Source organism: Cupriavidus sp. HE11, assembly GCF_056097175.1.
Genome location: NZ_CP184464.1, coordinates 2,250,436 through 2,274,642, shown reverse-complemented (window position 1 = coordinate 2,274,642; position 24,207 = coordinate 2,250,436). Strand labels below are relative to the sequence as shown.

At 65.3% G+C, this 24,207-nt stretch carries 26 protein-coding genes; 8 read left to right on the top strand and 18 right to left on the bottom strand.

The genetic code is table 11. From position 1 onward, the window contains the following. Window positions 1-4 precede the first annotated feature (4 nt). A complete protein-coding gene (locus ACOABP_RS10575) occupies window positions 5-1,540 on the bottom strand; it encodes a M16 family metallopeptidase (RefSeq protein WP_474224930.1) in 1,536 nt (511 codons plus the stop codon). Window positions 1,541-1,600: 60 nt separating this feature from the next. Between ACOABP_RS10575 and ftsY the strand changes: the two genes are divergently transcribed. Beyond that, window positions 1,601-2,944 (top strand): signal recognition particle-docking protein FtsY, encoded by a 1,344-nt coding sequence (gene ftsY / locus ACOABP_RS10570; RefSeq protein ID WP_474224928.1) that lies wholly within the window; start codon window positions 1,601-1,603, stop codon window positions 2,942-2,944. A 108-nt stretch (window positions 2,945-3,052) separates the two neighbouring features. Here ftsY and ACOABP_RS10565 read toward each other — a convergent pair whose 3' ends face one another. The 3 genes from ACOABP_RS10565 to ACOABP_RS10555 are packed head-to-tail and all read right to left on the bottom strand — an operon-like array spanning window position 3,053 to window position 4,870. Further along, window positions 3,053-3,484 carry a hypothetical protein gene (locus tag ACOABP_RS10565; protein ID WP_474224927.1) on the bottom strand — a complete coding sequence of 144 codons (432 nt, stop codon included), beginning with the start codon at window positions 3,482-3,484 and terminating at the stop codon, window positions 3,053-3,055. 32 nt (window positions 3,485-3,516) lie between these two features. Continuing rightward, complete coding sequence (gene maiA, locus ACOABP_RS10560) at window positions 3,517-4,164, bottom strand: maleylacetoacetate isomerase (RefSeq protein ID WP_474224925.1); 648 nt, start codon at window positions 4,162-4,164, stop codon at window positions 3,517-3,519. A gap of 4 nt (window positions 4,165-4,168) precedes the next feature. Beyond that, the gene (locus tag ACOABP_RS10555) at window positions 4,169-4,870 is read right to left on the bottom strand and encodes a fumarylacetoacetate hydrolase family protein (protein WP_474224924.1); all 702 of its coding nucleotides are present in this window, start codon (window positions 4,868-4,870) and stop codon (window positions 4,169-4,171) included. Between the two features lie 175 nt (window positions 4,871-5,045). Here ACOABP_RS10555 and ACOABP_RS10550 point away from each other — a divergent pair, with 175 nt between their 5' ends. The 5 genes from ACOABP_RS10550 (at window position 5,046) to ybiB (ending at window position 10,303) form a co-directional block, all read left to right on the top strand. Further along, a complete protein-coding gene (locus ACOABP_RS10550; protein WP_474224923.1) occupies window positions 5,046-5,681 on the top strand; it encodes an ANTAR domain-containing response regulator in 636 nt (211 codons plus the stop codon). A gap of 459 nt (window positions 5,682-6,140) precedes the next feature. Continuing rightward, on the top strand, window positions 6,141-7,451 hold the full coding sequence (locus ACOABP_RS10545; protein ID WP_474224922.1) for a CmpA/NrtA family ABC transporter substrate-binding protein: 1,311 nt from the start codon (window positions 6,141-6,143) through the stop codon (window positions 7,449-7,451). A gap of 101 nt (window positions 7,452-7,552) precedes the next feature. Further along, complete coding sequence (gene ntrB, locus ACOABP_RS10540; protein WP_474224921.1) at window positions 7,553-8,422, top strand: nitrate ABC transporter permease; 870 nt, start codon at window positions 7,553-7,555, stop codon at window positions 8,420-8,422. Window positions 8,423-8,436: 14 nt separating this feature from the next. Beyond that, a complete protein-coding gene (locus ACOABP_RS10535; RefSeq protein WP_066739743.1) occupies window positions 8,437-9,240 on the top strand; it encodes an ABC transporter ATP-binding protein in 804 nt (267 codons plus the stop codon). 73 nt (window positions 9,241-9,313) lie between these two features. Next, window positions 9,314-10,303 (top strand): DNA-binding protein YbiB, encoded by a 990-nt coding sequence (gene ybiB, locus ACOABP_RS10530; protein WP_474227812.1) that lies wholly within the window; start codon window positions 9,314-9,316, stop codon window positions 10,301-10,303. A gap of 49 nt (window positions 10,304-10,352) precedes the next feature. Here ybiB and ACOABP_RS10525 read toward each other — a convergent pair whose 3' ends face one another. Continuing rightward, window positions 10,353-11,225 (bottom strand): pirin family protein, encoded by an 873-nt coding sequence (locus ACOABP_RS10525; protein ID WP_474224920.1) that lies wholly within the window; start codon window positions 11,223-11,225, stop codon window positions 10,353-10,355. A gap of 354 nt (window positions 11,226-11,579) precedes the next feature. Here ACOABP_RS10525 and rpoH point away from each other — a divergent pair, with 354 nt between their 5' ends. Then, window positions 11,580-12,515, top strand: a complete 936-nt coding sequence (gene rpoH, locus ACOABP_RS10520) for an RNA polymerase sigma factor RpoH (protein WP_474224919.1) — start codon at window positions 11,580-11,582, stop codon at window positions 12,513-12,515. Between the two features lie 105 nt (window positions 12,516-12,620). Here rpoH and ACOABP_RS10515 read toward each other — a convergent pair whose 3' ends face one another. The 5 genes from ACOABP_RS10515 to ACOABP_RS10495 form a co-directional block, all read right to left on the bottom strand. Beyond that, complete coding sequence (locus ACOABP_RS10515) at window positions 12,621-13,235, bottom strand: SCO family protein (protein WP_474224918.1); 615 nt, start codon at window positions 13,233-13,235, stop codon at window positions 12,621-12,623. A gap of 95 nt (window positions 13,236-13,330) precedes the next feature. Next, complete coding sequence (gene cyoE, locus ACOABP_RS10510) at window positions 13,331-14,257, bottom strand: heme o synthase (RefSeq protein ID WP_474227811.1); 927 nt, start codon at window positions 14,255-14,257, stop codon at window positions 13,331-13,333. Between the two features lie 8 nt (window positions 14,258-14,265). Continuing rightward, window positions 14,266-15,369, bottom strand: a complete 1,104-nt coding sequence (locus tag ACOABP_RS10505) for a COX15/CtaA family protein (protein WP_474224917.1) — start codon at window positions 15,367-15,369, stop codon at window positions 14,266-14,268. 72 nt (window positions 15,370-15,441) lie between these two features. Further along, entirely contained in the window at window positions 15,442-16,077 is a 636-nt protein-coding gene (locus ACOABP_RS10500) for an SCO family protein (RefSeq protein ID WP_474224916.1), read from the bottom strand. 47 nt (window positions 16,078-16,124) lie between these two features. After that, complete coding sequence (locus tag ACOABP_RS10495) at window positions 16,125-16,844, bottom strand: SURF1 family protein (RefSeq protein ID WP_474227810.1); 720 nt, start codon at window positions 16,842-16,844, stop codon at window positions 16,125-16,127. A gap of 99 nt (window positions 16,845-16,943) precedes the next feature. Between ACOABP_RS10495 and ACOABP_RS10490 the strand changes: the two genes are divergently transcribed. After that, complete coding sequence (locus ACOABP_RS10490; RefSeq protein WP_066739763.1) at window positions 16,944-17,153, top strand: twin transmembrane helix small protein; 210 nt, start codon at window positions 16,944-16,946, stop codon at window positions 17,151-17,153. Between the two features lie 176 nt (window positions 17,154-17,329). On the opposite strand, the gene ACOABP_RS10485 is transcribed toward ACOABP_RS10490, so the two are convergent. The 8 genes from ACOABP_RS10485 to ACOABP_RS10450 form a co-directional block, all read right to left on the bottom strand. Further along, on the bottom strand, window positions 17,330-18,190 hold the full coding sequence (locus tag ACOABP_RS10485; protein WP_474224915.1) for a cytochrome c oxidase subunit 3: 861 nt from the start codon (window positions 18,188-18,190) through the stop codon (window positions 17,330-17,332). Between the two features lie 96 nt (window positions 18,191-18,286). Beyond that, a complete protein-coding gene (locus ACOABP_RS10480; protein ID WP_474224914.1) occupies window positions 18,287-18,502 on the bottom strand; it encodes a DUF2970 domain-containing protein in 216 nt (71 codons plus the stop codon). Between the two features lie 11 nt (window positions 18,503-18,513). Beyond that, the gene (locus ACOABP_RS10475) at window positions 18,514-19,113 is read right to left on the bottom strand and encodes a cytochrome c oxidase assembly protein (RefSeq protein WP_066739774.1); all 600 of its coding nucleotides are present in this window, start codon (window positions 19,111-19,113) and stop codon (window positions 18,514-18,516) included. A 73-nt stretch (window positions 19,114-19,186) separates the two neighbouring features. Continuing rightward, complete coding sequence (locus tag ACOABP_RS10470) at window positions 19,187-19,333, bottom strand: cytochrome oxidase small assembly protein (RefSeq protein WP_197497556.1); 147 nt, start codon at window positions 19,331-19,333, stop codon at window positions 19,187-19,189. A gap of 70 nt (window positions 19,334-19,403) precedes the next feature. Beyond that, window positions 19,404-21,035, bottom strand: coding sequence for a cytochrome c oxidase subunit I (ctaD, locus tag ACOABP_RS10465; RefSeq protein ID WP_066739775.1), 1,632 nt, complete (start codon window positions 21,033-21,035; stop codon window positions 19,404-19,406). A gap of 42 nt (window positions 21,036-21,077) precedes the next feature. After that, window positions 21,078-22,343 carry a cytochrome c oxidase subunit II gene (gene coxB / locus ACOABP_RS10460; protein WP_474224913.1) on the bottom strand — a complete coding sequence of 422 codons (1,266 nt, stop codon included), beginning with the start codon at window positions 22,341-22,343 and terminating at the stop codon, window positions 21,078-21,080. Continuing rightward, window positions 22,340-22,921, bottom strand: coding sequence for a DUF2244 domain-containing protein (locus ACOABP_RS10455; RefSeq protein WP_474227809.1), 582 nt, complete (start codon window positions 22,919-22,921; stop codon window positions 22,340-22,342). Before ACOABP_RS10455 ends, coxB begins: the two co-directional genes overlap by 4 nt. 264 nt (window positions 22,922-23,185) lie before the next feature. Then, complete coding sequence (locus ACOABP_RS10450; RefSeq protein WP_156546108.1) at window positions 23,186-24,124, bottom strand: methyltransferase domain-containing protein; 939 nt, start codon at window positions 24,122-24,124, stop codon at window positions 23,186-23,188. Window positions 24,125-24,207: the final 83 nt, after the last annotated feature.

The window sequence follows — 24,207 nt, the reverse complement described above, 5'->3', positions numbered from 1 at the left end:
GTCCTCAGTGGCGCAGGCCTTCGGGGGCTGCGGCCTTCGGCTTGTTGGGGTCGATCGGCTGCGGCAGCAGCGTTGCCACGGTCAGGTTGTCGTCGCTGAAATACTTGGCGGCAACCGCCTGCACCTGGGCCGGCGTGACTTCCTTGACCTTGTCGAGCATGCGGTCGATCTGGCGCCACGAGATATTCGAGATCTCGGCCACGCCGATCTCCATGCCCTGCCCGAACACCGAGTCGCGCTTGTAGATCTGCCCGGCCACGACCTGCGCCTTGACGCGCTTGAGTTCTTCCTCGGACACGCCGTTCTTTGCGATGCGCTGCAGTTCCTCGCGCAGCGCCTTCTCGATTTCCTCGGTGGTGTGGCCGCTGGCCGGCGTGCCGTCGAGCACGAACAGCGATTCGTTGCGGTTGATGCTGTCGTAGCCCACGTTCACGTCGTCCCCCAGGCGCTGCTGACGCACCAGTTCGCGCGTCAGACGGGCGTTGTCGTAGCCGTTGAGCACGGCCGACAGCACCTCCAGCGCATACGGATCGACGTCCTTTTCCACGTCGTGCAGACGCGGTACCTTGTAGGCCAGCACGATGTACGGGTTCTCGGCCGGCGCCTTGACCCAGATCCGCTTGATGCCCTGCTGCGGCGCCTCGAGCTGCGTCTTGCGCAGCGGCAGCGGGCGTGGCTTCAGCTTGCCGTAGTAGCGTTCGGCCATTGCCCGCACCTCGTCGGCCTTGACGTCGCCGGTCACCACCAGCAGCGCGTTGTTCGGCACGTACCAGGTCTTGTACCAGTCCTGCACGTCTTCCACGCGCATGTTGACCAGGTCGTCCATCCAGCCGATCACCGGATGCCGGTACGGCATGGCCGTATACACGGTGGCCAGCAGCTGCTCGTAGACCTTGCCGCGTGAGGAATCGTCGGTCCGCAGGCGGCGTTCTTCCATCACCACCTTCATCTCGCGGTCGAACTCTTCCTTCTTGATGATGAGGTTGGCCATGCGGTCGGCCTCCAGCTCCATCATCCGGGGCAGGTACTGCTTGGCGATCTGCTGGTAGTAAAGCGTGAAGTCGCGGTTGGTCAGCGCATTCTCGCGCCCGCCCAGCAGGGCGATCTGGCGCGAGAACTCGCCGATCGGCACCTTGGGCGTACCCTTGAACATCATGTGCTCGAGCATGTGGGCCACGCCCGTGGTACCGCTGACTTCGTCGCTGCCGCCGGCCCGGTAGTAGATCTGGTGCGCCACCGTGGGCGCGCGATGGTCTTCCTTGACGATCACGCGCATGCCGTTGGACAGGCGGAATTCGGTCGTGCCGGCCTCTGTCTGCCCCACCTGGCCGGCCGTGGCCATGCCTGACGGTGGCCCCTGCGGGGTGGTCGCCCGGGCGGTTTCCCCCTTGGCCTGCGCCCAGGCGGTGCCCGCCAGCGGGCCGGCAAGCGAGGCGACGATCAGGGTGGAAAGAAGGCGCCGCGAGAATCTGGCGGCGCCGGTGGACGGCGATACGATGCGGGCGGCGCCCGATCCGGACAAGTCAGCGCAATGGTTCATGCGACCCCGTCTGCTAGAATTTTGGCGATTGATTCTACCGGGGTATTGACCCCTTTCCCAATGTTTAGTTTCTGGAAGAAGCGCAAGGCCGAGCCGGCTCCCGCGCCCGTCGAGCCGCCGGCCGCTGCGCCTTCGCCCGCACCCTCGCCGGCACCAGCCCCTGCGCCGACCCTGGCGCCGGTCCCCTCGCCGGCCCCTGCGCCTGTCCCCGCGCCTGTCCCCGCGCCCGCACCGCTTCCCGCCCCGACACCTGCTCCGGCCCCCGTGCCGGTGCCAGTTCCCGTCCCGGTCCCGGCGCCGGTGCCGGTTCCCGTGCCAGTCCCGGCGCCGATGCCCGCCCCCGCGCCGGCTCCGGCTCCAGCCCCCACCCCGGCGCCCGTTCCGGTTCCGGTCCCAGTGCCCGTGCCAGCCCAGGTGCCGCCGCCCCCGCCCGCCCCGGTCGCCTACGAGCCGCCTGTGGTCGAGGAAATGGAACTGGTGCCGCCGCCCGTGCAGACGGCCGAGGCCAAGCGCGGCTGGATGTCGCGCCTGAAGGCCGGCCTGTCCAAGACCAGCCGCAATATCGGTGTGCTGTTTGTCGGCGTGAAGGTTGACGAGGCCCTGTTCGAAGAACTGGAAACCGCGCTGCTGATGTCGGATGCCGGCGTCGAGGCCACCGAATACCTGCTTGGCGAACTGCGCCGCCGCGTGAAGAGCGACCGGATCGAGACGGCCGACGGCGTCAAGGCCGCGCTGAAAGACCTGCTGGTCCAGCTGCTCAAGCCGCTGGAAAAGACCATGGAACTGGGCCGCGAGCAGCCGCTGGTAATGATGATCGCCGGCGTGAATGGCGCGGGCAAGACCACCAGCATCGGCAAGCTCTGCAAGCACTTCCAGAGCTACCACCAGTCGGTGCTGCTGGCCGCCGGCGACACGTTCCGTGCCGCCGCGCGCGAACAGCTGACCATCTGGGGCGAACGCAACAACGTGACCGTGGTGGCCCAGGAAAGCGGCGACCCGGCCGCCGTGATCTTCGACGCCGTGAACGCCGCGCGCGCCCGCAAGATCGACATCGTGATGGCCGACACCGCCGGCCGCCTGCCCACGCAGTTGCACCTGATGGAAGAACTCAAGAAGGTCAAGCGCGTGATCGGCAAGGCCATGCCCACGGCCCCGCACGAGTGCCTGCTGGTGATCGACGCCAACACCGGCCAGAACGCCCTGGCACAAACGCGCGCCTTCGACGACGCGCTGGGCCTGACCGGCCTGATCGTGACCAAGCTCGACGGCACGGCCAAGGGCGGCATCCTGGCCGCCATCGCCCGCCAGCGCCCGGTGCCGGTGTATTTCATCGGCGTGGGCGAGAAGGTGGAAGACCTGCAGCCGTTCAAGGCCGAGGAGTTTGCGGAGGCGTTGCTGGGGTGATTCCCAGGCAGTAATCCGACCCTGCAAAGGCAAAGCCCCGCTGACGCGGGGCTTTGCTTTTGTTGATAGCGTCTCGCCCTAATCGAACAAGGCCTTGTCCGAATTACGCTAGCCGCCGCCCTCACGGGCGACTTCTTGGCGCTGGAGGCCGCATACGAACAGTGAGATCCAGAGCGCCACCAGCGGTCCTGAATACGCAGTCGCCAAAGCCAATTTCCATTCACGCTGAAATCCCAGAATGGATATCGCCACATTGGCTGCGTACATTCCTATCGCGGCAAATGCCGCAGTGGCGTAGCGATCCTCGCGCAGGAATCGGATAAACACATGGCGCGGCGCGAAAAATCCGAACACTACGCCAGCGTAGACACTACTCTTCGCAGCACCGAAAAATGCCGGTTGCCGTTGATCTCTTTCAATAACGGCGTAAATCATAGCGAGGCAGGCATCAGAAATCCTGCTTTTGTCACTGTCTGGTGCAACTACATCAGCGTGTAGAACAAAAAAAGCCCGGCATCCTTGCCGGGCTTCCTGGATCAAGCAGATCGGACTATTCCAAACTGGCCAAACGCCTATTCGCTATCCGGCTGCACCCCCGGTGCCGCCTTCTTGAACGCGTCCAGTTCCATGCAGTTCGCGTGGATCTTCGCGATGGTCGGGAACGGGGTCAGGTCCACGTTGAAGCGCTGTGAGTTGAAGACCTGCGGCACCAGGCACAGGTCCACCAGCGTCGGCGTATCGCCAAACGCGTAGCGGCCCACACGGCCCAGTTGCTGCAGGTTCACCTCCAGCGACGCGAAGCCCTGCTCGATCCAGTGCCGGTACCAGGCGTCCTTGGCTTCCTCCGACACCTTCAGCTCGTGCTTCAGGTACTTGAGCACGCGCAGGTTGTTCAGCGGATGGATCTCGCAGGCGATTTCCTGGGCCAGGCCACGCACCACGGCGCGGTCGAACGGGTCTTTCGGCAGCAGCGCCGGCTCGGGATGGGTCTCGTCGAGGTATTCGATGATCGCCATCGACTGGATCAGCGGACGGCCGTCGACCACCAGCGTCGGCACCACGCCGTCGGCATTCAGCGCGCGGTACTCGGGCTTCAGCTGCATGCCGCCTTCCTTGAGCAGATGCACGCCCTTGTAGTCGTACGGCAGGCCCTTCAGGTTCAGGGCGATGCGTACGCGAAACGAGGCCGAACTGCGGAAGTAGCTGTGGAGCGCGAGCATGGCGTCAGACCACCTTGACGGTCAGGTCGCCCACACCGGCCACGTGGCACTGCATGACGTCGCCCTTGACCACCGGGCCCACGCCTTCGGGCGTGCCGCTGTAGATCAGGTCGCCCGGCTGCAGGTCGAACAGCTTCGACAGGTACGACACCATCTCCGGTACCGACCAGATCAGGTCCGACAGGTCGCCGCGCTGCTTTTCCACGCCGTTCACGGCCAGCGTCACGGCGCCCTTTTCGGGGTGGCCGATGGCGGACACCGGCACGATCGGGCCGATCGGCGCCGACTTGTCGAACGCCTTGCCCGTTTCCCAGGGGCGGCCGGTCTTCTTCGACTCGTTCTGCAGGTCGCGGCGCGTCATGTCCAGGCCGATGGCGTAGCCGTAGACGTGGCTGGCAGCCTGCTCAACGGGGATGTCCTTGCCACCCTTGCCGATGGCCACGACCAGTTCCACCTCGTAGTGGCAGTTGCCGGTGCCCGGCGGGTACGGGAACGTGCCTTCGGTGTTATCGGCCACGTAGCTGACCGCGTCGGACGGCTTGCAGAAGAAGAACGGCGGTTCGCGGTCGGGATCCGAGCCCATTTCACGCGCATGCGCGGCATAATTGCGGCCCACGCAATACACCCGGCGCACGGGGAAGCTTGCGCTGCTGCCACGGACCGGGACCCCGACGGGGGCCTGGGGGGCAAATACGAACTCGGTCATCCAAACTCTCCTGCTTTCTCTTTTTTGATGGAATGCCGCGCCGGTGCATTCGGCGTGCCCCGATCGAAAATCGGGGGCGCGGCAGGGGCAAAGCATACACCCGGCGTACGGTGGCATACAGTGAAAGCAAACCCGGCGCGAATCTTGCATATTGCAGTGCAACCAAGCGACCGCCATGAACCGCCGCACCTCGCCCCCACCTGCCAGTCCACCGCCGGCCGCAGGCCCCCGCACCCTGAGCATCCTGCTGGTGCGGGATCCGCATGACGTCGATCCGCTCAACGTGGAGACCATCCGCGCCGGATTGGCGCAGGCCGGCTTCACGACGGTGCAGACCGTGGATGCCGACTTGCGGCTGCCCGACGTGATCGCGGCCACGCTGCCCGACCTGGTCATCATCGCGTCCGAATCGGCCGCCCGCGACACCATCGAGCATGTCTGCGTCTCCACCCAGCACGCGCCGCGCCCGATCGTGCTCTTTACCGACAACGACGATTCCCAGCGCATCAAGGCCGCGCTGTCGGCGGGCATTACCGCCTATATCGTCGACGGATTGCGCGCCGAACGCGTCAAGACCGTGCTGGACGTGGCCTATGCCCGGTTCGAACTCGACCAGCAGTTGCGCGCGGAACTGGACGCCACCAGGCTCAAGCTGGCCGAACGCAAGACCGTGGAACGCGCCAAGGGCCTGCTGATGGAGTCGCGCGGCATCACCGAGGACGAGGCCTACAAGCGACTGCGCTCGATGGCGATGGAACGCGGCATCAAGCTCGTGGAAGCCGCCCAGCGCGTGATCGACGTGATGGGCTGACGCCCATCCGCACCGTTCGGTCTGCACCGTTCGTTCCGCCCTCCCTTCCGCACCCGCCCCCACGCCAGCCCGGTGCATGCACGGGCCAGGCGCTGCACCACTACCCGCAGGCTCGCCCCCCTTCCCGCACGATTTCGAACGGTCGCTCCGCTTCCAGGCGGTAGCGAGGGGCCCTTGCATGCACCGCCCGCATGCCTGGCGCCTCTGCCTGGTGAAAAGCGACGCCAGCCGCACGGATTTGTGCACCGCAATGTGCATGGCATGGCGCTTGCGTAGTCGCTGGCAAGGCCAACGACGGCCGGCATCACCCTGTACCCGGCATCACCACAACATGTTTGCACGCGTGCCAACGACGGCACGCGCGGCAGCGGACAACGGCGTCCTGCACCGCACCTCCCGGCTTCTGGCGAATCCTGGGGCTGCGGTCAGGACGCCTTTTTTCTTCTCGGAGCCATCGCAATGCCCTCTCGCCTCAAGATTGCCAAGCCCAACGTCGCCGACAACGCCGCCGCCGACCATGCGCCCGCCAGCCACGGCCGCCGCCGCGCGCTGGCCACCATTGCCGGCGCCAGCGTGATGACGCTGGTCGACCCGCTGGTGCGCAGCGGTGCCTGGGCAGCCGGCTCCGACGCGCCCGAGAAGTCCGAGGTCAAGATCGGCTTTATCCCGCTGACGGACTGCGCATCGGTGGTCATGGCGTCGACACTGGGCCTCGACAAGAAATACGGCATCAAGATCACCCCGAGCAAGGAAGCATCGTGGGCCGCGGTGCGCGACAAGCTGGTCAATGGCGAACTGGACGCCGCGCACGTGCTCTACGGCCTGATCTACGGCGTGCAGCTCGGCATCGGCGGCCCGAAGAAGGACATGGCGGCGCTGATGAACCTGAACCACAACGGCCAGGCCATCACGCTGTCGCAGAAGCTGGCTGAAAAGGGTGTCAAGGATGGCGCCACCCTGAAGGCGCTGATGACCCGAGAGAAGCGCGAGTACGTGTTCGCGCAGACCTTCCCCACGGGCACGCACGCCATGTGGCTCTACTATTGGCTGGCCGCCAACGGCATCAATCCGATGCAGGACGCGAAGGCCATCACCGTGCCGCCGCCGCAGATGGTGGCGAACATGCGCGTGGGCAACATGGACGGCTTCTGCGTGGGCGAACCATGGGGCGCGCGCGCCATCGCCGACAAGATCGGCTTCACGGCCGAAACCACGCAGGCCATCTGGAAGGACCACCCCGAGAAGGTGCTCGGCACCACATCGGATTTCGTCCAGAAAAATCCGAATACGGCCCGTGCAATGGTGGCGGCGATCCTGGAAGCATCGAAGTTCATCGACGCCTCGGCCTCGAACCGTCGCAAGACCGCCGAGACCATCGCGGCCAAGTCCTACGTCAACACCGACATGGACATCATCCTGGACCGCATGCTGGGCCGCTACAGCAATGGCCTGGGCAAGACCTGGGACGACCCCGATTCGATGAAGTTCTACCAGGACGGCCTTGCCAACTACCCGTTCCTGTCCGACGGCATGTGGTTCCTGACGCAGCACAAGCGCTGGGGCCTGCTGAAGGATCACCCCGACTACCTGGCCGTGGCAAGGCAGGTGAACCGCATCGACGTGTTCAAGCAGGCCGCCGCCGCCGCGCAGGTGCCGCTGCCCAAGAGCGATTTCCGCACCGCGAAGCTGATCGACGGCGTGACCTGGGACGCCACCAAGGACCCGAAGGCCTACGCCGACGGCTTCAAGATCAAGGCAGGCGCCCTCTGATCCCATACGCGTTGTTCGCGACCTGATCGCCCTTTGGAAAGGAGCCTGCCGTGAATGCCATCGCCCCTGCCGTTACCCCCACTTCTCCGCAAGGAGCCGCCATGGATGCCGATGTCCTCGATACGGAAGCCAAGGAACAGACGCGCCGCCGCGCCCAGGAGCTTGCCGTCCAGGCCAGGCAGGCCGCGCGGCGTGAGGCCGTTGCCGGCTTCGTGCTCAAGTGCGTGCCGCCGCTGGCCGGTTTCGTGCTGTTCCTGCTGGTCTGGCACGGCGTCGCCACGCTGATCCCGGCGCTGCCCACGCCCGGGGCCACATGGAATGCCGCCGTGCCGCTGTTTGCCGATCCGTTCTATCGCAACGGCCCGAACGACCAGGGCATCGGATGGAACGTGCTGGCGTCGCTGGCGCGCGTGGCGGCCGGCTTTGGCCTGGCCGCCGTGATCGGCATCCCGGCCGGCTTCCTGCTGGGGCGCTTCGCGTTCCTGAACGCGATGGCCGCGCCGGTGATCAGCCTGCTGCGTCCGGTGTCGCCGCTGGCGTGGCTGCCCATCGGCCTGCTGCTGTTCAAGGCCGCCAACCCGGCCGCGATCTGGGCCATCTTCATCTGTTCGATCTGGCCGATGGTCATCAATACGGCCGTGGGCGTGACGCGCGTGCCGCAGGACTACCTGAACGTGGCGCGCGTGCTCGATCTGTCCGAATGGAAGATCTTCCGCAGCGTGCTGTTCCCGGCCGTGCTGCCGTACATGCTGACCGGCGTGCGACTGTCGATCGGCACCGCGTGGCTGGTGATCGTGGCCGCCGAGATGCTGACCGGCGGCACCGGCATCGGCTTCTGGCTGTGGGACGAGTGGAACAACCTCAAGGTCGAGCACATCGTCATCGCCATCTTCATCATCGGCGTGGTGGGCCTGGTGCTGGAGCACCTGCTGCTGGCCCTGGCGCGCCGCTTCAGCTACGGCAACGCCTGAACGGAGCCCCTGTCATGGAAAAATTCGTCAGCATCGAAAACGTCGGCCAGACGTTCAAGACGCGCAAGGGCCCGTTCGTGGCGCTACGCGATATCAACCTGTCGATTGCCGAAGGCGAGTTCATCACGCTGATCGGGCATTCGGGCTGCGGCAAGTCCACGCTGCTGAACCTGATCGCCGGCCTGACCACGCCCACCGCCGGCGCGCTGATCTGCGCCGGGCGCGAGATCGCCGGGCCGGGGCCCGAGCGCGCGGTGGTCTTCCAGAACCATTCGCTGCTGCCGTGGCTGACGTGCTTCGAGAACGTCCACCTGGGCGTCGAGCGCGTGTTCGGCGCCACGGAGACCAAGGCGCAACTGAAGGCCCGCACGCACGACACGCTGGCGCTGGTGGGCCTGACCCACGCGGAAGCCAGGTATCCGCACGAGATCTCGGGTGGCATGAAGCAGCGCGTGGGCATTGCCCGGGCACTGGCGATGCAGCCCAAGGTGCTGCTGATGGACGAGCCGTTCGGTGCGCTCGATGCGCTGACCCGTGCCCATCTGCAGGACGAGCTGATCAAGATCGTGGCGCGCACGAAGAGCACCGTGGTCATGGTCACGCACGACGTGGACGAGGCCGTGCTGCTGGCCGACCGCATCGTCATGATGACCAACGGCCCCGCGGCCACCATCGGCGAGATCCTGAACGTCGATATCCCGCGCCCGCGCGACCGCGTGGCGCTGGCCGACGACAGGACCTACCACGCCTGCCGGACGGCCGTGCTGGACTTCCTGTACCGCAAGCAGCGCAACCCCGCGCTGCAGGAGGCGGCTTGAGCCTCCGCGGGACGTTTCGCCGACGGAATCGTGGGCTATCATGAACCCCAACCCCACGATTCCGGCAGTCATCATGACCACTGCAGCAGATTCGCCATTTTCGGCGGCAAAGTACATCAAGGAAATCGGCCGCGGCGTCAACGGCGCCCGCGCGCTGCCGCGTGAAGACGCCCAGGCGCTGTTCGACGCCATGCTGGCGGGCCGCGTTTCCGATATCGAACTGGGCGCCGTGCTGATGGCGTACCGCATCAAGGGCGAGGCCCCGCACGAACTGGCGGGCATGCTGGAGGCCGCGCACCAGCATTGCCAGCCGCTGGCCGCGCCGCCCGACCGGCCCGTGGTGGTCATCCCCAGCTACAACGGCGCGCGCAAGCAGCCCAACCTGGTGCCGTTGCTGGCGATGCTGCTGGCGCGCGATGGCGTGCCGACGCTGGTGCATGGCGTGCGCGCATTCCAGGGCCGCGTCACCAGCCTGGCCCTGTTCGACGCCCTGGGCGTGCCGCTGTGCGCCACCACCCAGGCGGCCCAGGACCAGCTGCGCGCGGCATCGAACCCGCTGGCCGTGCTGCCCATCGACGTGCTTTCGCCCGCGCTGTCCGCGCTGCTCGACAAGCGCGCCATCATCGGCCTGCGCAATTCGTCGCACACGATCGTGAAGATGCTGCAGCCGGTGGGCGCGCACACGCCGGCCGATGCTTTGCGCCTGTACAGCTACACCCACCCCGAGTACCGCGAAACGCTGACCGACTATTTCTCGCATGAACCGGCCAACGTGCTGCTGGGCCGGGGCACCGAGGGCGAGGTCGTGGCCGATGCCCGCCGCAGCACGCGCATCGACTGGCTGCACGACGGCCATCAGCGCACGATGGTAGACCCGGTGGGCGGTTCCATCGCCGAAGTGCCGGCGCTGCCGGCCGGTACCGACGTGGCCGACACCGCGGCCTGGATCCGCAAGGTGCTCGACGGCGCGGAGCCGGTGCCTGCGCCCATCGCCACCCAGATCGCCACGATCAAGGATTGCCTGCAGCAGGCCACGCGCGTGGCCTGGGCCAGCCCGGTCTGACCGGCTGCCGGTGTGGGGCGGCCGGCATGCGTCGGCCCCGCCGGGCTGCCTAGCGCCGTACCGGCAACGGGATGCGCTCGGTTTCGCCGGGCACGTGCGGGAACTTGTCGTCCTGCCAGCGCTGGCTGGCTTCCTCGATGGCTTCCTTGCTGCTGGCCACGAAGTTCCAGAAGATGAAGCGGCGGCCGTCGGCCGGGTCGCCGCCCAGCAGCATCACGCGCGACGGCATGGTGGCGGTGATCGTCACCGGCTCGCCCGGCGTCAGCACCACCAGGTGCTCGGCCGGCAGGGTCTCGCCATCCATTTCCAGGTTGCCGTCCACGGGATAGACGCCGCGCTGCACATGTTCCGCCGGGATCACCAGGCTGGCGCCAGCATCCATCTCGATTGCCACGTAGAGCGTGCGGCTGTACACGCGCACCGGCGATTCGGCGCCGAACGCATCGCCGGCAATCACCGTCATCCGCACGCCGGGCAGTTCCAGCTTGGGCAGCGTGGCGCCCGGATGGTGGTGGAACGATGGCGGATCGTTCTCATGGGCCAGCGGCAGGGCCACCCAGGTCTGGATGCCGTGCAGGCGCGGGCCAGCCTCGCGGGCGGCGTCCGGCGAGCGTTCCGAATGGACGATGCCTGTACCGGCCGTCATCCAGTTCACGTCACCCGGCCGGATCACCTGCTCGCTGCCCAGGCTGTCGCGGTGCATGATCTCGCCCTCGAAGAGGTACGTTACGGTAGCCAGGCCGATATGTGGATGTTGGCGCACATCCATACCCTGCCCCGGCGCCATCTCCACCGGGCCCATGTGATCGAAGAAAATGAACGGCCCCACGGTCTGGGTCGTGGCGGCGGGCAGCAGGCGGCGTACGGTGAACTCGCCGATGTCCCGCACATGCGGCTTCAGCAAGTGTTCGATAGCAGACATGGAAACCTCTCCAATGAATGGTGCAATGCGGCTGGAAAACAACTTCAGTGTAGCGAATCCCGCAATTCACCATCCCGAAATTGCAGTGAATTCATCGGAAACCGATTGACCAGCGCCTTCTCTAATATCCCTGTCGGGAGAACGCTGGCCCGCCAGGCCTTGTGGATCCTGGGACCGGGCCGGACACGCCCACCGCTCAACACTATCGGAAGATCGATAGCGATGTGACGGAACTATCAACCCCATAGACCCTCTAACTTAGCACTCGTCCGGTTCGAGTGCTAATATGCGTTGCAATGCGGTGTCCTTCCAGGACACACCGGCAACCCACCGCCGGATGCGAAAGGAGTCATAGTGAACGCAGTCCTGTCTGCCGATCAAACCCAAGTTTCTCGCCGTCTGCCGACGGCGCCCCAGAGTGCCGCCGCGAACAGCCTTGCGCTGACGTTTCCGGGCACGCTGGGCAATCTGGAAAGCTATATCCAGGCGGTCCATCGCATTCCGATGCTCACCCCCGAGGAAGAGCTGAGCCTGGCCCGCGACCTGCGCGACAACGAATCCGTCGATGCCGCCCGCCGCATGGTGATGTCGCACCTGCGCCTGGTCGTGTCGATTGCCCGCCAGTACCTTGGCTACGGCCTGCCGCACGCCGACCTGATCCAGGAAGGCAATATCGGCCTGATGAAGGCCGTGAAGCGCTTCGACCCCGAGCAGGGCGTGCGACTGGTGTCGTACGCGATGCACTGGATCAAGGCCGAGATCCACGAATACGTGCTGAAGAACTGGCGCATGGTCAAGGTGGCCACCACCAAGGCCCAGCGCAAGCTGTTCTTCAACCTGCGCAGCCACAAGCAGGGTGCGCATACCTTCACGCCCGAGCAGATCGCGGCCGTTGCGCGCGAACTGAACGTGAAGCCCGAGGAAGTGATGGAAATGGAAACCCGCATGTCGGGTGGCGATCTGGCGCTGGAAGGCCAGGTCGACGATGGCGAGGAAGAATTCGCCCCCATCGCCTACCTTGCGGACAACCACAACGAGCCGACCAAGGTCATCGAGGCCAAGCACAACGACCGCCTGCAGGTCGAAGGCCTGGAAGAGGCGCTGGGCAAGCTCGACCCGCGCAGCCGCCGCATCATCGAAGCGCGCTGGCTGGATGTCAACGACGACGGCTCGGGCGGCTCCACGCTGCATGAGCTGGCCGACGAATTCGGCGTGTCGGCCGAGCGCATCCGCCAGATCGAGGCGGCCGCGATGAAGAAGATGAAGGGTGCGCTGGCGGCATTTGCCTGATCCACGTTCCCGCGGCAACGCGAAATGCAAAAGGCCGGTCGATTGACCGGCCTTTTTGTTTGCCAGAGACGCCCGGCATCACCGCCAGCCGCCCGCCGGCGTCCGTCAGGACATCAGTGCCTTCAGGTCGTGGGCAATCGGCTCCGGGCCCTGGCCGTGGCGGATAAACAGCCGCAGCTGGCCGTTCTGGTCGAACACATAGCTGCCGGCCGAGTGGTCCATCGTGTAGTTGTTTGGCGACGAACCCGGCACCTTGGCGTAGTACACCTTGAAGTCCTTGGTCACCTGCTTGAGCGCAGCCTCGTCGGCCGGGCGCAGGCCCAGGAAGCGTGCGTCGAACGCCGGCACATACTGGCCCAGCAGCGCACCGGTATCGCGATCCGGATCCACCGTCACGAACAGCACCTGCACCTTGTCGGCATCGGGGCCCAGCTGCTCCATCACCTGCTTGAGCTCGACCATCGTGGTCGGGCAGACGTCCGGGCAATGCGTGTAGCCGAAGAACATCAGCACCACCTTGCCCTTGAAGTCGCCCAGCGTGCGGGTCTTGCCCGTGGGGTCCTGCAGGGCAAAGTCCTTGCCGAAATCACTGGCGCCCGAGATATCGACGTTCTTGAACGACGGCTTCGGCTGCCCGCAGGCGGCCAGGAGCGCGGTGCAAAGGGCGAGCAGGCAAAGGCGACGGAATGTGGCGAAAAAGCCAGGTGCGAGATTCGGCATGCGTCGGAGCGATGGGAAGCAAGATACGCCCGGAAGTATCGCCGATCACGCCGGCCGTGACCTCCGGGCGCGGCAAGATGCCGCAGGCAGACCGATCAGACCTGCGGCACGAACTTGAAGTAGTGATCCACCAGCAGCGCCGCAAACAGCAGCGACAGGTACAGGATCGAATAGCGGAAGGTGCGTTGCGCGAGCTGGTCCGAGTAGTTGCGGAACAGCTTCCAGGCGTAGCCCAGGAACACCAGGCCCAGACCCAGCGCGGCGGCCAGGTAGATGACGCCACTCATGCCATAGACGAACGGCAGCAGCGTGGCCGCGATCATCACCAGCGTGTACAGCAGGATATGCAGCAGCGTATAGCGCTCGCCGTGGGTGATTGGCAGCATCGGCAGGCCGGACTTGGCATAGTCGGCCCGGCGATACAGCGCCAGCGCCCAGAAGTGCGGCGGCGTCCACGTGAAGATGATCAGCACCAGAAACCAGGCCTCGGCCGGCACGGTACCCGCCACGGCGGCCCAGCCCAGCGCGGGCGGCATGGCGCCCGACAGCCCGCCGATCACGATGTTCTGCGGCGTGGCCGGCTTCAGCAGGATCGTGTAGACCACTGCGTAGCCCAGGAACGTGGCGAAGGTCAGCCACATCGTCAGGTCGTTGGCAAATACGTGCAGCAGCCACATGCCGGCGCCGCCCAGGATGGCCGAGAAGATCAGCGTCTGCGTGGTGGTGATCTCGCCGGTGGCCGACGGGCGCCAGGCCGTGCGGCGCATCAGCGCGTCGATCTTCTGTTCCACCAGGCAGTTGATGGCAAAGGCCGCGCCGGCCAGCAGCCAGATACCGGCGGCACCGCCGATCAGCACTGACCAGGGCACCATGTCCGGCGTAGCCAGGAACATGCCGATGACGGAGCAGAACACGGCCAGCTGCGTCACGCGCGGCTTGGTCAGGGCGGCATATTGACGGGCCAGGTGACGAATCCGGCCCACGGAAGAGTGGGGGTGGGTAGCGGTAACCACGGGGGGCATCTTGTCCTTCATGTGGCGCGCGCCGCAATTGCGGATTGGGCGGCGGCGCCTGCGGAGCGGGTCGCGAGGCCGATATTGTAGTTGAGACGGAGCAACAGCATCAGCAACAGGGCTGCTCCGCCGTTATGTGCCACCGCCGCCACCAGCGGCCAGTCGAACACGATGTTGGACATGCCGGTGGCAAGTTGTAGCGCCAGCACGGCCAGCAGCCACTTGCCGTGGCGCGCCAGCCCTTCCAGCCTGCGCGCCCGCAGCCCGAACCACAGCAGGTAGCCCAGCACCACGAACGCAAAGCCGCGATGCACCCAGTGGATGGCCACCAGCGCGGCGTGCGGGATGTAGTCGCCATCGGCCGTCATGCCCAGCTGGCGCCACAGCGTGAAGCCGTGGCGGAAGTCCATCTCGGGCACCAGCTGGCCGTTGCAGAGCGGGAAATCGGTACAGGCCAGCACCGCGTAGTTGGTGCTGACCCAGCCGCCCAGGAAAATCTGGATCACCAGCAGCACGATCGCCAGCAACCCCGCCCAGCGCAGCGATGCGGCCTGCGGTGCCACGCCATGCGGGCGGTCGTTGCGCGAGCCCAGCCAGATCAGCGACGCCAGCAGCAGCATGGCGAGCATCAGGTGCGTGACCACGATGATCGGCTGCAGCTTCATGGTGACCGTGAGCATGCCGAAGGCGCCCTGCACGCAGACCAGCACGAACACCCCCGTGGCAAACCAGGGCGACTGCCTCAGTTCACGCCGCTTTACCCACGCCAGCACCATCAGCGAGATGATCAGCACGCCCACCGCCATGGCGAAATAGCGATGGATCATCTCGATCCAGGCCTTGACCAGCGTTACCGGGCCGCTTGGCAGTGCCGTCTCGGCGGCGCGGATCGGCTCCATCGCCGCGTGCGGGTTCGAATGTCCATAGCAACCGGGCCAGTCCGGGCAGCCCAGGCCAGAGTCGGTCAGCCGCGTGAAGCTGCCGAACATGATCAGGTCCAGCGTCAGGAACGCCGTGATCCACACGAGCTTGCGATATTTGTCACGGCTGCCGCGCACCATCACATAGGACAGTGGCAGCAGGGCGATCAGGATGCCGATGATGGCGAGCTGAAGCAGCATTTCGGTACAGCCGGTAATTCAATGAAAAACGATCAGGTCAGATCGGTTGGCGCATCAGGTACGTCAGGCGCGTCAGCCGATGCGGGAATACTTGAGCAGCTTCTTGAGGTCGCTGCTCACCTTCTTGGGGTCGGGATCCTTCGGCCAGCGCATCATCAGGTTGCCGAGCGGGTCGACCAGGAAAATCGTGTCCTCGACGCGGCTGCCTTCCTGGGCCGGCAGCCATTGCGCGATGGCCGCATGGTCCATGCGCAGGAAGCGCACGCCTGCATACGGTTCGTTGTAGGCGGTAGATAGCCGATCGTCCACTTTACCGGCATCCTGGATCAGCCAGACCGGCACGATCCGCTCGCGGTCCTCGCCCTGCCCCGCGCGGATCTGGCGCATGGTGAACAGCTTGCGCGCGCAGGCCTCGTCACAGGCGGAAGGATCGGTCATCAGCATCAGCCACTTGCCGCGCATCGACGTCAGCGGCACCGCCTCGCCGCGCTCGTTCACCAGTTCCGCCGCCGGCATCGGGCGCTGCGGGTCCACCAGCGAACCATAGTTGGTGCTGCCGCCCGTCGGCTTGATCACGTAGTAGGTGAAATACGAGAACAGCACCGGCGATGCGCACACCAGCAGCAGCATCAGCATTTGCAGACGGCCACGGCGCGTGCGGGCGTCGATGCGGGGGTCGGGGGTGGCCGAGGGGTCTTGCTGCGGCATGGAGGATGTCTGTACGTTCATCGTTCGATCAATCTGATCACTGTCGATCATTCGGTTGCCGTGGCCTGCCCGGCATCGCGCCGGGCGCGGCGCCAGCCCATCACGGCCACCAGTACCACGGTCAGCGCGGCCAGGCCGAACCACTGCGCGGCGTAGCCATAGTGGCGGTCGGCGCCGAAATCGGCGGGCGCCCAGTCGCGCGCTAGTCCGTCGCCATTGTTGGTCGACTGTTCCAGCACCACAGGCAGGAGTGGCGCACCGATCTCACGCGCGTACGCGGCAAGGTCGATATTCTGACGTATCTTGCGGCCGGCCTCCGCGGCGGGGTCCTGGCCCAGGCTGTACACGCGCGGCACGGCGGCCAGCGCGGTACCTTCGATGGTGACTTCGCCGGCCGGCGTCGGGAATGGTGCGATGCGCGTGCGGTCCTGCGCGTCGCGCGGCAGCCAGCCGCGCAGCACCAGCACCTGGCCGCCATCGCCCAGCTTCAGCGGCGTCAGCACCAGAAAGCCGGCACGGCTGTCGGTACCGTTGCCGTGCGGCCGGTTATCCAGCAGCACGGTCCGGCCATCGTCAAAACTGCCGCGTGCACGCACGCGGCGGTCCACCAGCGCTGCGGGGTCGGCCTGGCCTGCTGCCAGGTCCACCGGCGCCTGGGCCCCCAACGCGGCCAGGCGGGCGGCGCGGTCGGTCTTCTCGTGGGCGCGGCCCAGTTGCCAGTTGCCCAGCGCGCAGGTCACCGCGATCACCACCAGCGCGGCAATCATCGGCACCGGGCCTGGCGCACGCCAGCGCCTGCGGGTCGTCACGGGTTTCCTCCGGCGGCGGCGGTGCCATAATGGGCGCTTGCCGAAAAGAGCCCCCACATGCGCTTTGTCATCATCGTCGCCTTCATCCTGATCATTGGCAGCCTGTCTTCCGCGCTGTTCTTCATGATGCGCGACCGTGGCCGCACGCCCAACATGATGCGCTCGCTGATGCTGCGCGTCGGCTTCTCGATCGCCCTGTTCCTGTTCATCCTGTTCTCGCACTGGATGGGCTGGATTCAGAGCACCGGCATCCATATGTCGCCCTGAGCCGTCCGGATACCAAGCAAAAAGCGCCGCTGAGACTGACCTCACGCGGCGCTTTTTGTTTGTGGCCGGCAAGAGAGGGTGGGCGTCCCAGGATGCCACCGTCGCAACTTGCACCGCTGCGCCCTCTCACCCGGCCCCTCGCCCACACGTGGGAGAGGGGAGGAAACCACCCGTTCCTACAACCAGTACACGACCACGTACAGGCCCAGCCAGACCACGTCCACGAAGTGCCAGTACCAGGCGGCGCCTTCGAACGCGAAGTGATGGTCCGGGGTGAAGTGGCCCTTGAGCACGCGGCCCAGCACCACCGCCAGCATGATCGCGCCCATCGTCACGTGGAAGCCGTGGAAGCCCGTCAGCAGGAAGAACGTCGAACCATAGACACCCGACGTGAGCTTCAGGTTCAGTTCGTGATAGGCGTGCATGTATTCGTAGACCTGCAGGCACATGAAGATCGCGCCCAGCAGGATGGTCAGCGCCAGGCCCTGGATCAGCTGGTTGCGCTTGCCGGCCAGCAGTGCGTGGTGCGCCCAGGTCAGCGTCACGCCCGAGGTCAGCAGCAGCGCCGTGTTGATCGTGGGGATCGGCCACGGACCCATGGTCTGGAAGCTCTCCACGGTGCCCGCCGGGCCCGTGTTCGGCCACACGGCCGAGAAGTCCGGCCAGATGATCTTGTTGTTCAGGTCGCCCAGCCACGGCATGGCGATGGTGCGTGCGTAGAACAGCGCGCCGAAGAATGCCGCGAAGAACATCACCTCCGAGAAGATGAACCAGCCCATCGACCAGCGGAACGACGTGTCGATGTTCTTGCCATACAGCCCGCCCTCGGATTCGCCGATGGCATCGCCGAACCAGCTCTTGAGCACGAACAGGAACCACACCAGGCCGAAGCCGCACAGGTACGGCGCCCACGGCTGCCCGTTGACCCAACCGGCGGCTCCCGCGCCGGTCATCAGCAGGCCGAACGCCGCCGTGATCGGATGGCGCGACGGGCCCGGCACGAAGTAGTACGGGGCGTTTGCGCGATTCGCACTCATTCTTCTATCTCCAGCTCAAAGTCTCGATTCATGTTATCCGCCCGTCCGGCCCCGACATCTGGCCGGCGGCGTGCTCGCTTTGTATCTGCTGCCCTGCTATGCCTGGCTGACCACGACGCGCACGATGGCGATCAACACCGCCACGAACGCTGCCGCCGCAATCAGCCCGGCGATGATCACATGCACCGGGTTCAGGCGCGCCATGTCGGATTCGTGCTCCGACCCCTTGCGCAGCCCGATGAACGACCACAACACCGCGCGCACCGTCTGCACGAATGACGCCTTGCGATGCACCGGATCGTCCGTCGCCATGCCCAGCCTCCTCAACTGCCCTTCTGCGTTGCCGTCACCCCGGCTTCCGGGGCCTGCGCCACCGGCGCGCCGATCTCGAAGAACGTGTACGACAGCGTGATGTTCTTCACATCCTTCGGCAGCTTCGGATCGATCACGAAGACCACCGGCATCTCGCGCGCCTCGTTCGCCTTGAGCGTCTGCTGCTTGAAGCAGAAGCACTCCACCTTCTTGAAATACTCCGTGGCCTGCTTGGGCGCGTAGCTCGGGATCGCCTGCGCCGAGATGTCGCGCGACTGGCCGTTGGCCACTTCGTAGACGATCGTCGTCAGCTCGCCCGGGTGCACTTCCATCGAATGCTTGACGGGCCGGAATGCAAACGGGCCGCGCGTATTCGAATCGAACTCCACGGTAATCGTGCGGGACGTGTCGACCTGCGTGTTCTTGACCGCCGCGCCGGCGCCATACAGGTCGCGCGTGGTCACCACATTCAGGCCGGTGATGTCACAGATCGCCTTGTACAGCGGCACCAGCGCGTAGCCAAAGCCGAACATCAGCGTCACCACCACCAGCAGCCGCATCATCATGCCGCGGTTGAAACGCTTTTCCAGGGCCTTGTCCTGCGCATCCACGCCTTGTCTCCTGCTGGTTCCGCTGATTTCCGCGACTTCCGCAAATTCCCGCTAACTCGTTTTCCTGCTTTGGTCAGCCGCCAAGAAACACCATCTTGGCAACAAACCCCAGGAAAAAGACCGCCACGATCGACAACAGGATCCATCCCAGGCGCCGGTTGGCGGCTTTCTGAGTGGCTTGGCGTTCCAGTTGCGACGGGCTTTTTGCTGAGGGCTGCATGTTTGGGATCTCGCTGGCCGGACGCCTTCGGGGCATCCGGCCAATTCGTAAAATTACGACAACACTGCGCTTACTTCACAACCGGCGGTTCCTCGAAGGTATGGAACGGAGCCGGCGACGGCACGGTCCACTCCAGGCCTTCGGCGCCATCCCACGGCTTGTCGCCGGCGGCCTGGCCGCCACGGTACGACGGCAGCACCACGGCGAAGAAGAAGTACACCTGCATCAGGCCGAAGCCCAGCGCGCCCAGCGACGCCACGGCGTTGAAGTCCGTGAACTGGGTCGGATAGTCGGCATAGCGGCGCGGCATGCCGGCCAGGCCCAGGAAGTGCATCGGGAAGAAGGTCACGTTGAAGAAGATCAGCGAGCCCCAGAAATGGATCTTGCCGCGCATCTCGTCGTACATGAACCCGCTCCACTTCGGACCCCAGTAGTAGAAGCCCGCGAACAGCGCGAACAGCGAGCCCGCCACCAGCACGTAGTGGAAGTGCGCCACGATGAAGTACGTGTCCTGCAGCTGGATGTCGATCGGGGCGACAGCCGGCATCAGGCCCGTGAAGCCGCCGATCGTGAACACGAAGATGAAGCCGATCGCGAACAGCATCGGGGTCTCGAACGTCATCGAGCCGCGCCACATCGTGGCAATCCAGTTGAAGATCTTCACGGCCGTGGGCACCGCGATCAGCATCGTCGCGTACATGAAGAACAACTGGCCCGTCACCGGCATGCCGGTCGTGAACATGTGGTGCGCCCACACGATGAACGACAGGATGGCGATCGAGGCCGTGGCGTACACCATCGAGCTGTAGCCGAACAGGCGCTTGCGCGCGAAGGCCGGCACCACGTGCGAGACGATGCCGAACGCGGGCAGGATCATGATGTACACCTCGGGGTGCCCGAAGAACCAGAAGATGTGCTGGTACATCACCGGGTCACCGCCGCCGGCGGCCGAGAAGAAGCTCGTGCCGAAGTGGCGGTCGGTCAGCACCATCGTGATGGCGCCAGCCAGCACCGGCATCACGGCGATCAGCAGGTAGGCGGTGATCAGCCACGTCCAGCAGAACATCGGCATCTTCATCAGCGTCATGCCGGGGGCGCGCATGTTGAGGATGGTCACGATGATGTTGATCGAGCCCATGATCGACGACGCGCCCATGATGTGCATGGCGAAGATCGCCATGTCCATGCCCGGGCCCATCTGCACCGACAGCGGCGCGTAGAGCGTCCAGCCGGCGGCGGTGGCGCCGCCCGGTGCAAAGAACGAGCCCACCAGCAGCAGCGCGGCCGGCGGCATCAGCCAGAAGCTGAAGTTGTTCATGCGCGCGAACGCCATGTCGGACGCGCCGATCTGCAGCGGGATCATCCAGTTCGCGAAGCCCACGAACGCGGGCATGATCGCGCCGAACACCATGATCAGGCCGTGCATCGTGGTGAACTGGTTGAACAGTTCGGGGCGGAAGAACTGCAGGCCCGGCTCGAACAGCTCCAGGCGGATCAGCAGTGCCAGCACGCCGCCCGACAGCAGCATCGTGAACGAGAACAGCAGGTACAGCGTGCCGATGTCCTTGTGGTTGGTCGCGAACAGCCAGCGGCGCCAGCCATGCGGATGATCGTGCGCGTGATCGTCATGGCCGTGACCATGGTCGTGATCGTGCGCGTGGTCGTGCGGATGGCCCAGTGTCTCCGGGGTAGCGGTACTCATCGCAATGACTCCATCAATTCCTGAATGCGGGGCTGCCGCGGGTCAGCCTGCGACGCGGTTGCCCGCGAGGCTGGCCTGCTTGTCGTTGGTCGGCGTGGCGGCCTTCTTGGGGGCCGTGTCGCCGGCTGCGGCTTGTGCACCGCCGCCTTCCGGGAACTTGCCAGCACGGGCTTGCGCGAAGTCCGCCGGCTGGATCACTTCACCGGTCTTGTTGCTCCAGCTGTTGCGCGTGTACGTCATGACCGCGGCCAGCTCGGTGTCCGAGAGCTGCTTCCACGACGGCATGCCGCCCTTGCCTTCCAGCAGGATGTGCATCTGGCCAGCCTTCGGGCCGTTCACGATCTTCGAGCCGTCCAGCGCCGGGAACGCGCCCGCGCCCTTGCCGGTCGGCTGGTGGCAGACCGCGCAGTTCGACGCATAGACCTTCTCGCCGCGGACCTTGATCTCGTCCAGTGTCCAGGTCTTGTTGGGATCGTCGGCAGCCGCGGCCATCAGCTTCTTCTTGTCGTCGACCCACTTGGCGTATTCGCCATCGGACACCACGCGCACCACGATCGGCATGAACGCGTGTTCCTTGCCGCACAGTTCCGCGCACTGGCCACGGTAGATGCCGGTCTTCTCGGCACGGAACCACGTGTCGCGCACGAAGCCCGGGATCGCATCCTGCTTGACGCCGAACGCCGGGATCATCCAGGCGTGGATCACGTCATTGGCGGTCGTGACGATACGGATCTTCTTGTTGACGGGTACCACCAGCTCGTTGTCCACCTCCATCAGGTAGGTGTTCGACTTTTCCTGCTGGTTGTTGATCTGCTCGCGCGGCGTGGTCAGCGTGGACACGAACGAGATGCCCTCGCCCTGGCCCTTGAGGTAGTCGTACCCCCACTTCCACTGGTAGCCGGTGGCCTTGATCGTGATGTCGGAGTTCGTGGTGTCCTTCATCGCCACCACGGTCTTGGTCGCCGGCAGCGCCATGGCGATCACGATCAGGAACGGCACGATGGTCCAGACCACTTCCACGGTGATGCTCTCGTGGAACGAGGCCGACTTCGCGCCCTTGCTCTTCCGGTGCTTGAAGATGGAATAGAACATCACGCCGAACACGGCGATGAAGATCACCGTGCAGATGATCAGCATCATCCAGTTCAGCCAGTGAATCTGTTCGGCGATTTTTGTAACGGGTTCGGCCAGGTTCAGCTGTCGGACGGCGGGGCCACCCGGCATGTCACTGACCGCGGAGGCCGCCTGGCTGACAAGCAGGGACGTGCCTGCAAGACATGCTGCGGATGCCTTCTTCCACATTTTCATTGTTTATCTACCCAATTTACAGATTCAAATCTGTCCCCGCCCTGCCCCGCACCGCGTCCGGTCTGGACGCCATGCAGGGCCGCCGCGAGCTCCTGCGCGAACTTGCGCCGCCGGTGCGGGTCCAGATACGACCCCACCCGCACGGTGCGCTTGCCCGACCGCAGAATCACGAGCGCCCGGAACGATTCACCCAGTTCAATCCGCACCCACTGTGGATTGAATACTTCCCGCGTGACCCGACTGGCGCTGGCTGTCTCCACGACCAGCATGCCGTCGGTCACACTCACGCGTTCATGATCCGTCGCATGGCGCGCATACGCCAGCAGGGCAATCCCCAGCCCGGTCAGTTCCAGGCCAGCAAACGGCAGCACGAGCCAGGCCCCATGCCACACGGTCAGAAACGCCGCGATGGCAATGGAAAAACATGCGATGGAGAAGTAGAACCAGCCGACCTGGCGCGGAGAGAGAGAACAATTCCGCTTCATCAGCCAGTCGTTGACCGGCAAGGGGGTGCGTCCGTCGAGATTTCCGCCGGAGTCACCTACTGCCGTCTGGAATGCGATACCCAAGTCTTGCATCGCCAACCACTCTGCATCGGATGCACGCCCGGGACGAAATCCGTCCCCAGGAGCGCACGTGCGGAGTGCCTTCCAGGAACGTTCTTGTGCCAGGGGACCACTGCGACAAACCGGCCCATTATATGGCGCTTCGCATACCTGAACAACATAGGATTTGACCGAAGTGCTTGCCATCCGCACAAATTTGTGCATGAGCTTTTTAGCCCCGATAGGCAACACAAACGATAAACCCCGATTGTCGGGCAACCGTACTGCTGGCGCGCTTCAGCGGCGCGTTTGCGCGCGGCCGATCTTGTCGATGGGGATGATCGCGCGGCCCTGATCGTCAGTTGCCTGTTTGCCACGCGCCGGGATTTTCCATGCATGGCCGTAGACAATCTCGAACGTCAACGGGATCACTCCATCCTGGTTGCGCATGCGATGCAGGGCGGCAATCACGGCGCGATGCCATTTGCGGCCACGCAGCCCCACCGGGCCCGGACGGCGCATGCCGCCGAAGGCGCGCACCTCGTCCAGCAGCTTCTCGGGCGATTCGTAGGTGACGGTCAACGTCTCCATGTCCATCACGGGCGTGGACCAGCCGCTATGCACGAGCATGTCGCCAATGTCGTGCATATCGACAAAGCGCAGCGTGTGCGCGTCCAGGTCCACCTCGGCGAACGCGGCGCGCAGTTCCTTCAGCGTATCGGGGCCGAACAACGAGAACATGACAAGCCCGTCGTCGGCCGTGACCCGATGCCATTCCGGAAATACGTGGTGCGGCTCGGGATGCCAGTGCAGCGCCAGGTTCGACCACAGCAGGTCGAAACTGGCGGCGCCAAAGGGCAGTGTGGCAAGATCGCCCTGCACCAGGTCGAACATCGGGCGCTTGCCCAGCAGGCGGCCGACCCAGCCGGGCCGGCGCTGCGGATCGCGCTCGCCGGCCTGCTGCAGCATCGCGCCGGAGATATCGATCCCGGCAATCTGCGCATCGGGAAACCGGGCGCGCAAACCCGCCAGCCCCTGACCATGGCCGCAACCGATATCGAGCGCGCGGCCAGGCGACAGCTTGACCACTTCCATCCGCTCCTGCATGCGCTGGCCTATCTCGCCAAGCAGGAAATCGAGCTGGCCGAAGCGCGGGCTACGGCGGTCGAAGGCAAGCCGGGTCAGCCGCGCGGGCGGCAACCAGGCATCTGGGGAGTCGGAGGCATGCAGGGACACGGACAGACGGGGCAGCAAGGGTCGGATCGGCAGGTGCGGCAAAGTGTCGCACCATCGGAGACCGCACGGGGCGGGCCGCCGGA

What these genes read in the sequence shown, in the direction of transcription:
- ACOABP_RS10575 (WP_474224930.1), bottom strand. Translation starts at nt 1,540, where the DNA reads ATGAACCATTGCGCTGACTTGTCCGGATCGGGCGCCGCCCGCATCGTA.
- ftsY (WP_474224928.1), top strand. Translation starts at nt 1,601, where the DNA reads ATGTTTAGTTTCTGGAAGAAGCGCAAGGCCGAGCCGGCTCCCGCGCCC.
- maiA (WP_474224925.1), bottom strand. Translation starts at nt 4,164, where the DNA reads ATGCTCGCGCTCCACAGCTACTTCCGCAGTTCGGCCTCGTTTCGCGTA.
- ACOABP_RS10555 (WP_474224924.1), bottom strand. Translation starts at nt 4,870, where the DNA reads ATGACCGAGTTCGTATTTGCCCCCCAGGCCCCCGTCGGGGTCCCGGTC.
- ACOABP_RS10550 (WP_474224923.1), top strand. Translation starts at nt 5,046, where the DNA reads ATGAACCGCCGCACCTCGCCCCCACCTGCCAGTCCACCGCCGGCCGCA.
- ACOABP_RS10545 (WP_474224922.1), top strand. Translation starts at nt 6,141, where the DNA reads ATGCCCTCTCGCCTCAAGATTGCCAAGCCCAACGTCGCCGACAACGCC.
- ntrB (WP_474224921.1), top strand. Translation starts at nt 7,553, where the DNA reads ATGGATGCCGATGTCCTCGATACGGAAGCCAAGGAACAGACGCGCCGC.
- ACOABP_RS10535 (WP_066739743.1), top strand. Translation starts at nt 8,437, where the DNA reads ATGGAAAAATTCGTCAGCATCGAAAACGTCGGCCAGACGTTCAAGACG.
- ybiB (WP_474227812.1), top strand. Translation starts at nt 9,314, where the DNA reads ATGACCACTGCAGCAGATTCGCCATTTTCGGCGGCAAAGTACATCAAG.
- ACOABP_RS10525 (WP_474224920.1), bottom strand. Translation starts at nt 11,225, where the DNA reads ATGTCTGCTATCGAACACTTGCTGAAGCCGCATGTGCGGGACATCGGC.
- ACOABP_RS10515 (WP_474224918.1), bottom strand. Translation starts at nt 13,235, where the DNA reads ATGCCGAATCTCGCACCTGGCTTTTTCGCCACATTCCGTCGCCTTTGC.
- cyoE (WP_474227811.1), bottom strand. Translation starts at nt 14,257, where the DNA reads ATGCCCCCCGTGGTTACCGCTACCCACCCCCACTCTTCCGTGGGCCGG.
- ACOABP_RS10505 (WP_474224917.1), bottom strand. Translation starts at nt 15,369, where the DNA reads ATGCTGCTTCAGCTCGCCATCATCGGCATCCTGATCGCCCTGCTGCCA.
- ACOABP_RS10500 (WP_474224916.1), bottom strand. Translation starts at nt 16,077, where the DNA reads ATGCCGCAGCAAGACCCCTCGGCCACCCCCGACCCCCGCATCGACGCC.
- ACOABP_RS10495 (WP_474227810.1), bottom strand. Translation starts at nt 16,844, where the DNA reads ATGATTGCCGCGCTGGTGGTGATCGCGGTGACCTGCGCGCTGGGCAAC.
- ACOABP_RS10490 (WP_066739763.1), top strand. Translation starts at nt 16,944, where the DNA reads ATGCGCTTTGTCATCATCGTCGCCTTCATCCTGATCATTGGCAGCCTG.
- ACOABP_RS10485 (WP_474224915.1), bottom strand. Translation starts at nt 18,190, where the DNA reads ATGAGTGCGAATCGCGCAAACGCCCCGTACTACTTCGTGCCGGGCCCG.
- ACOABP_RS10480 (WP_474224914.1), bottom strand. Translation starts at nt 18,502, where the DNA reads ATGGCGACGGACGATCCGGTGCATCGCAAGGCGTCATTCGTGCAGACG.
- ACOABP_RS10470 (WP_197497556.1), bottom strand. Translation starts at nt 19,333, where the DNA reads ATGCAGCCCTCAGCAAAAAGCCCGTCGCAACTGGAACGCCAAGCCACT.
- ctaD (WP_066739775.1), bottom strand. Translation starts at nt 21,035, where the DNA reads ATGAGTACCGCTACCCCGGAGACACTGGGCCATCCGCACGACCACGCG.
- coxB (WP_474224913.1), bottom strand. Translation starts at nt 22,343, where the DNA reads ATGAAAATGTGGAAGAAGGCATCCGCAGCATGTCTTGCAGGCACGTCC.
- ACOABP_RS10455 (WP_474227809.1), bottom strand. Translation starts at nt 22,921, where the DNA reads ATGCAAGACTTGGGTATCGCATTCCAGACGGCAGTAGGTGACTCCGGC.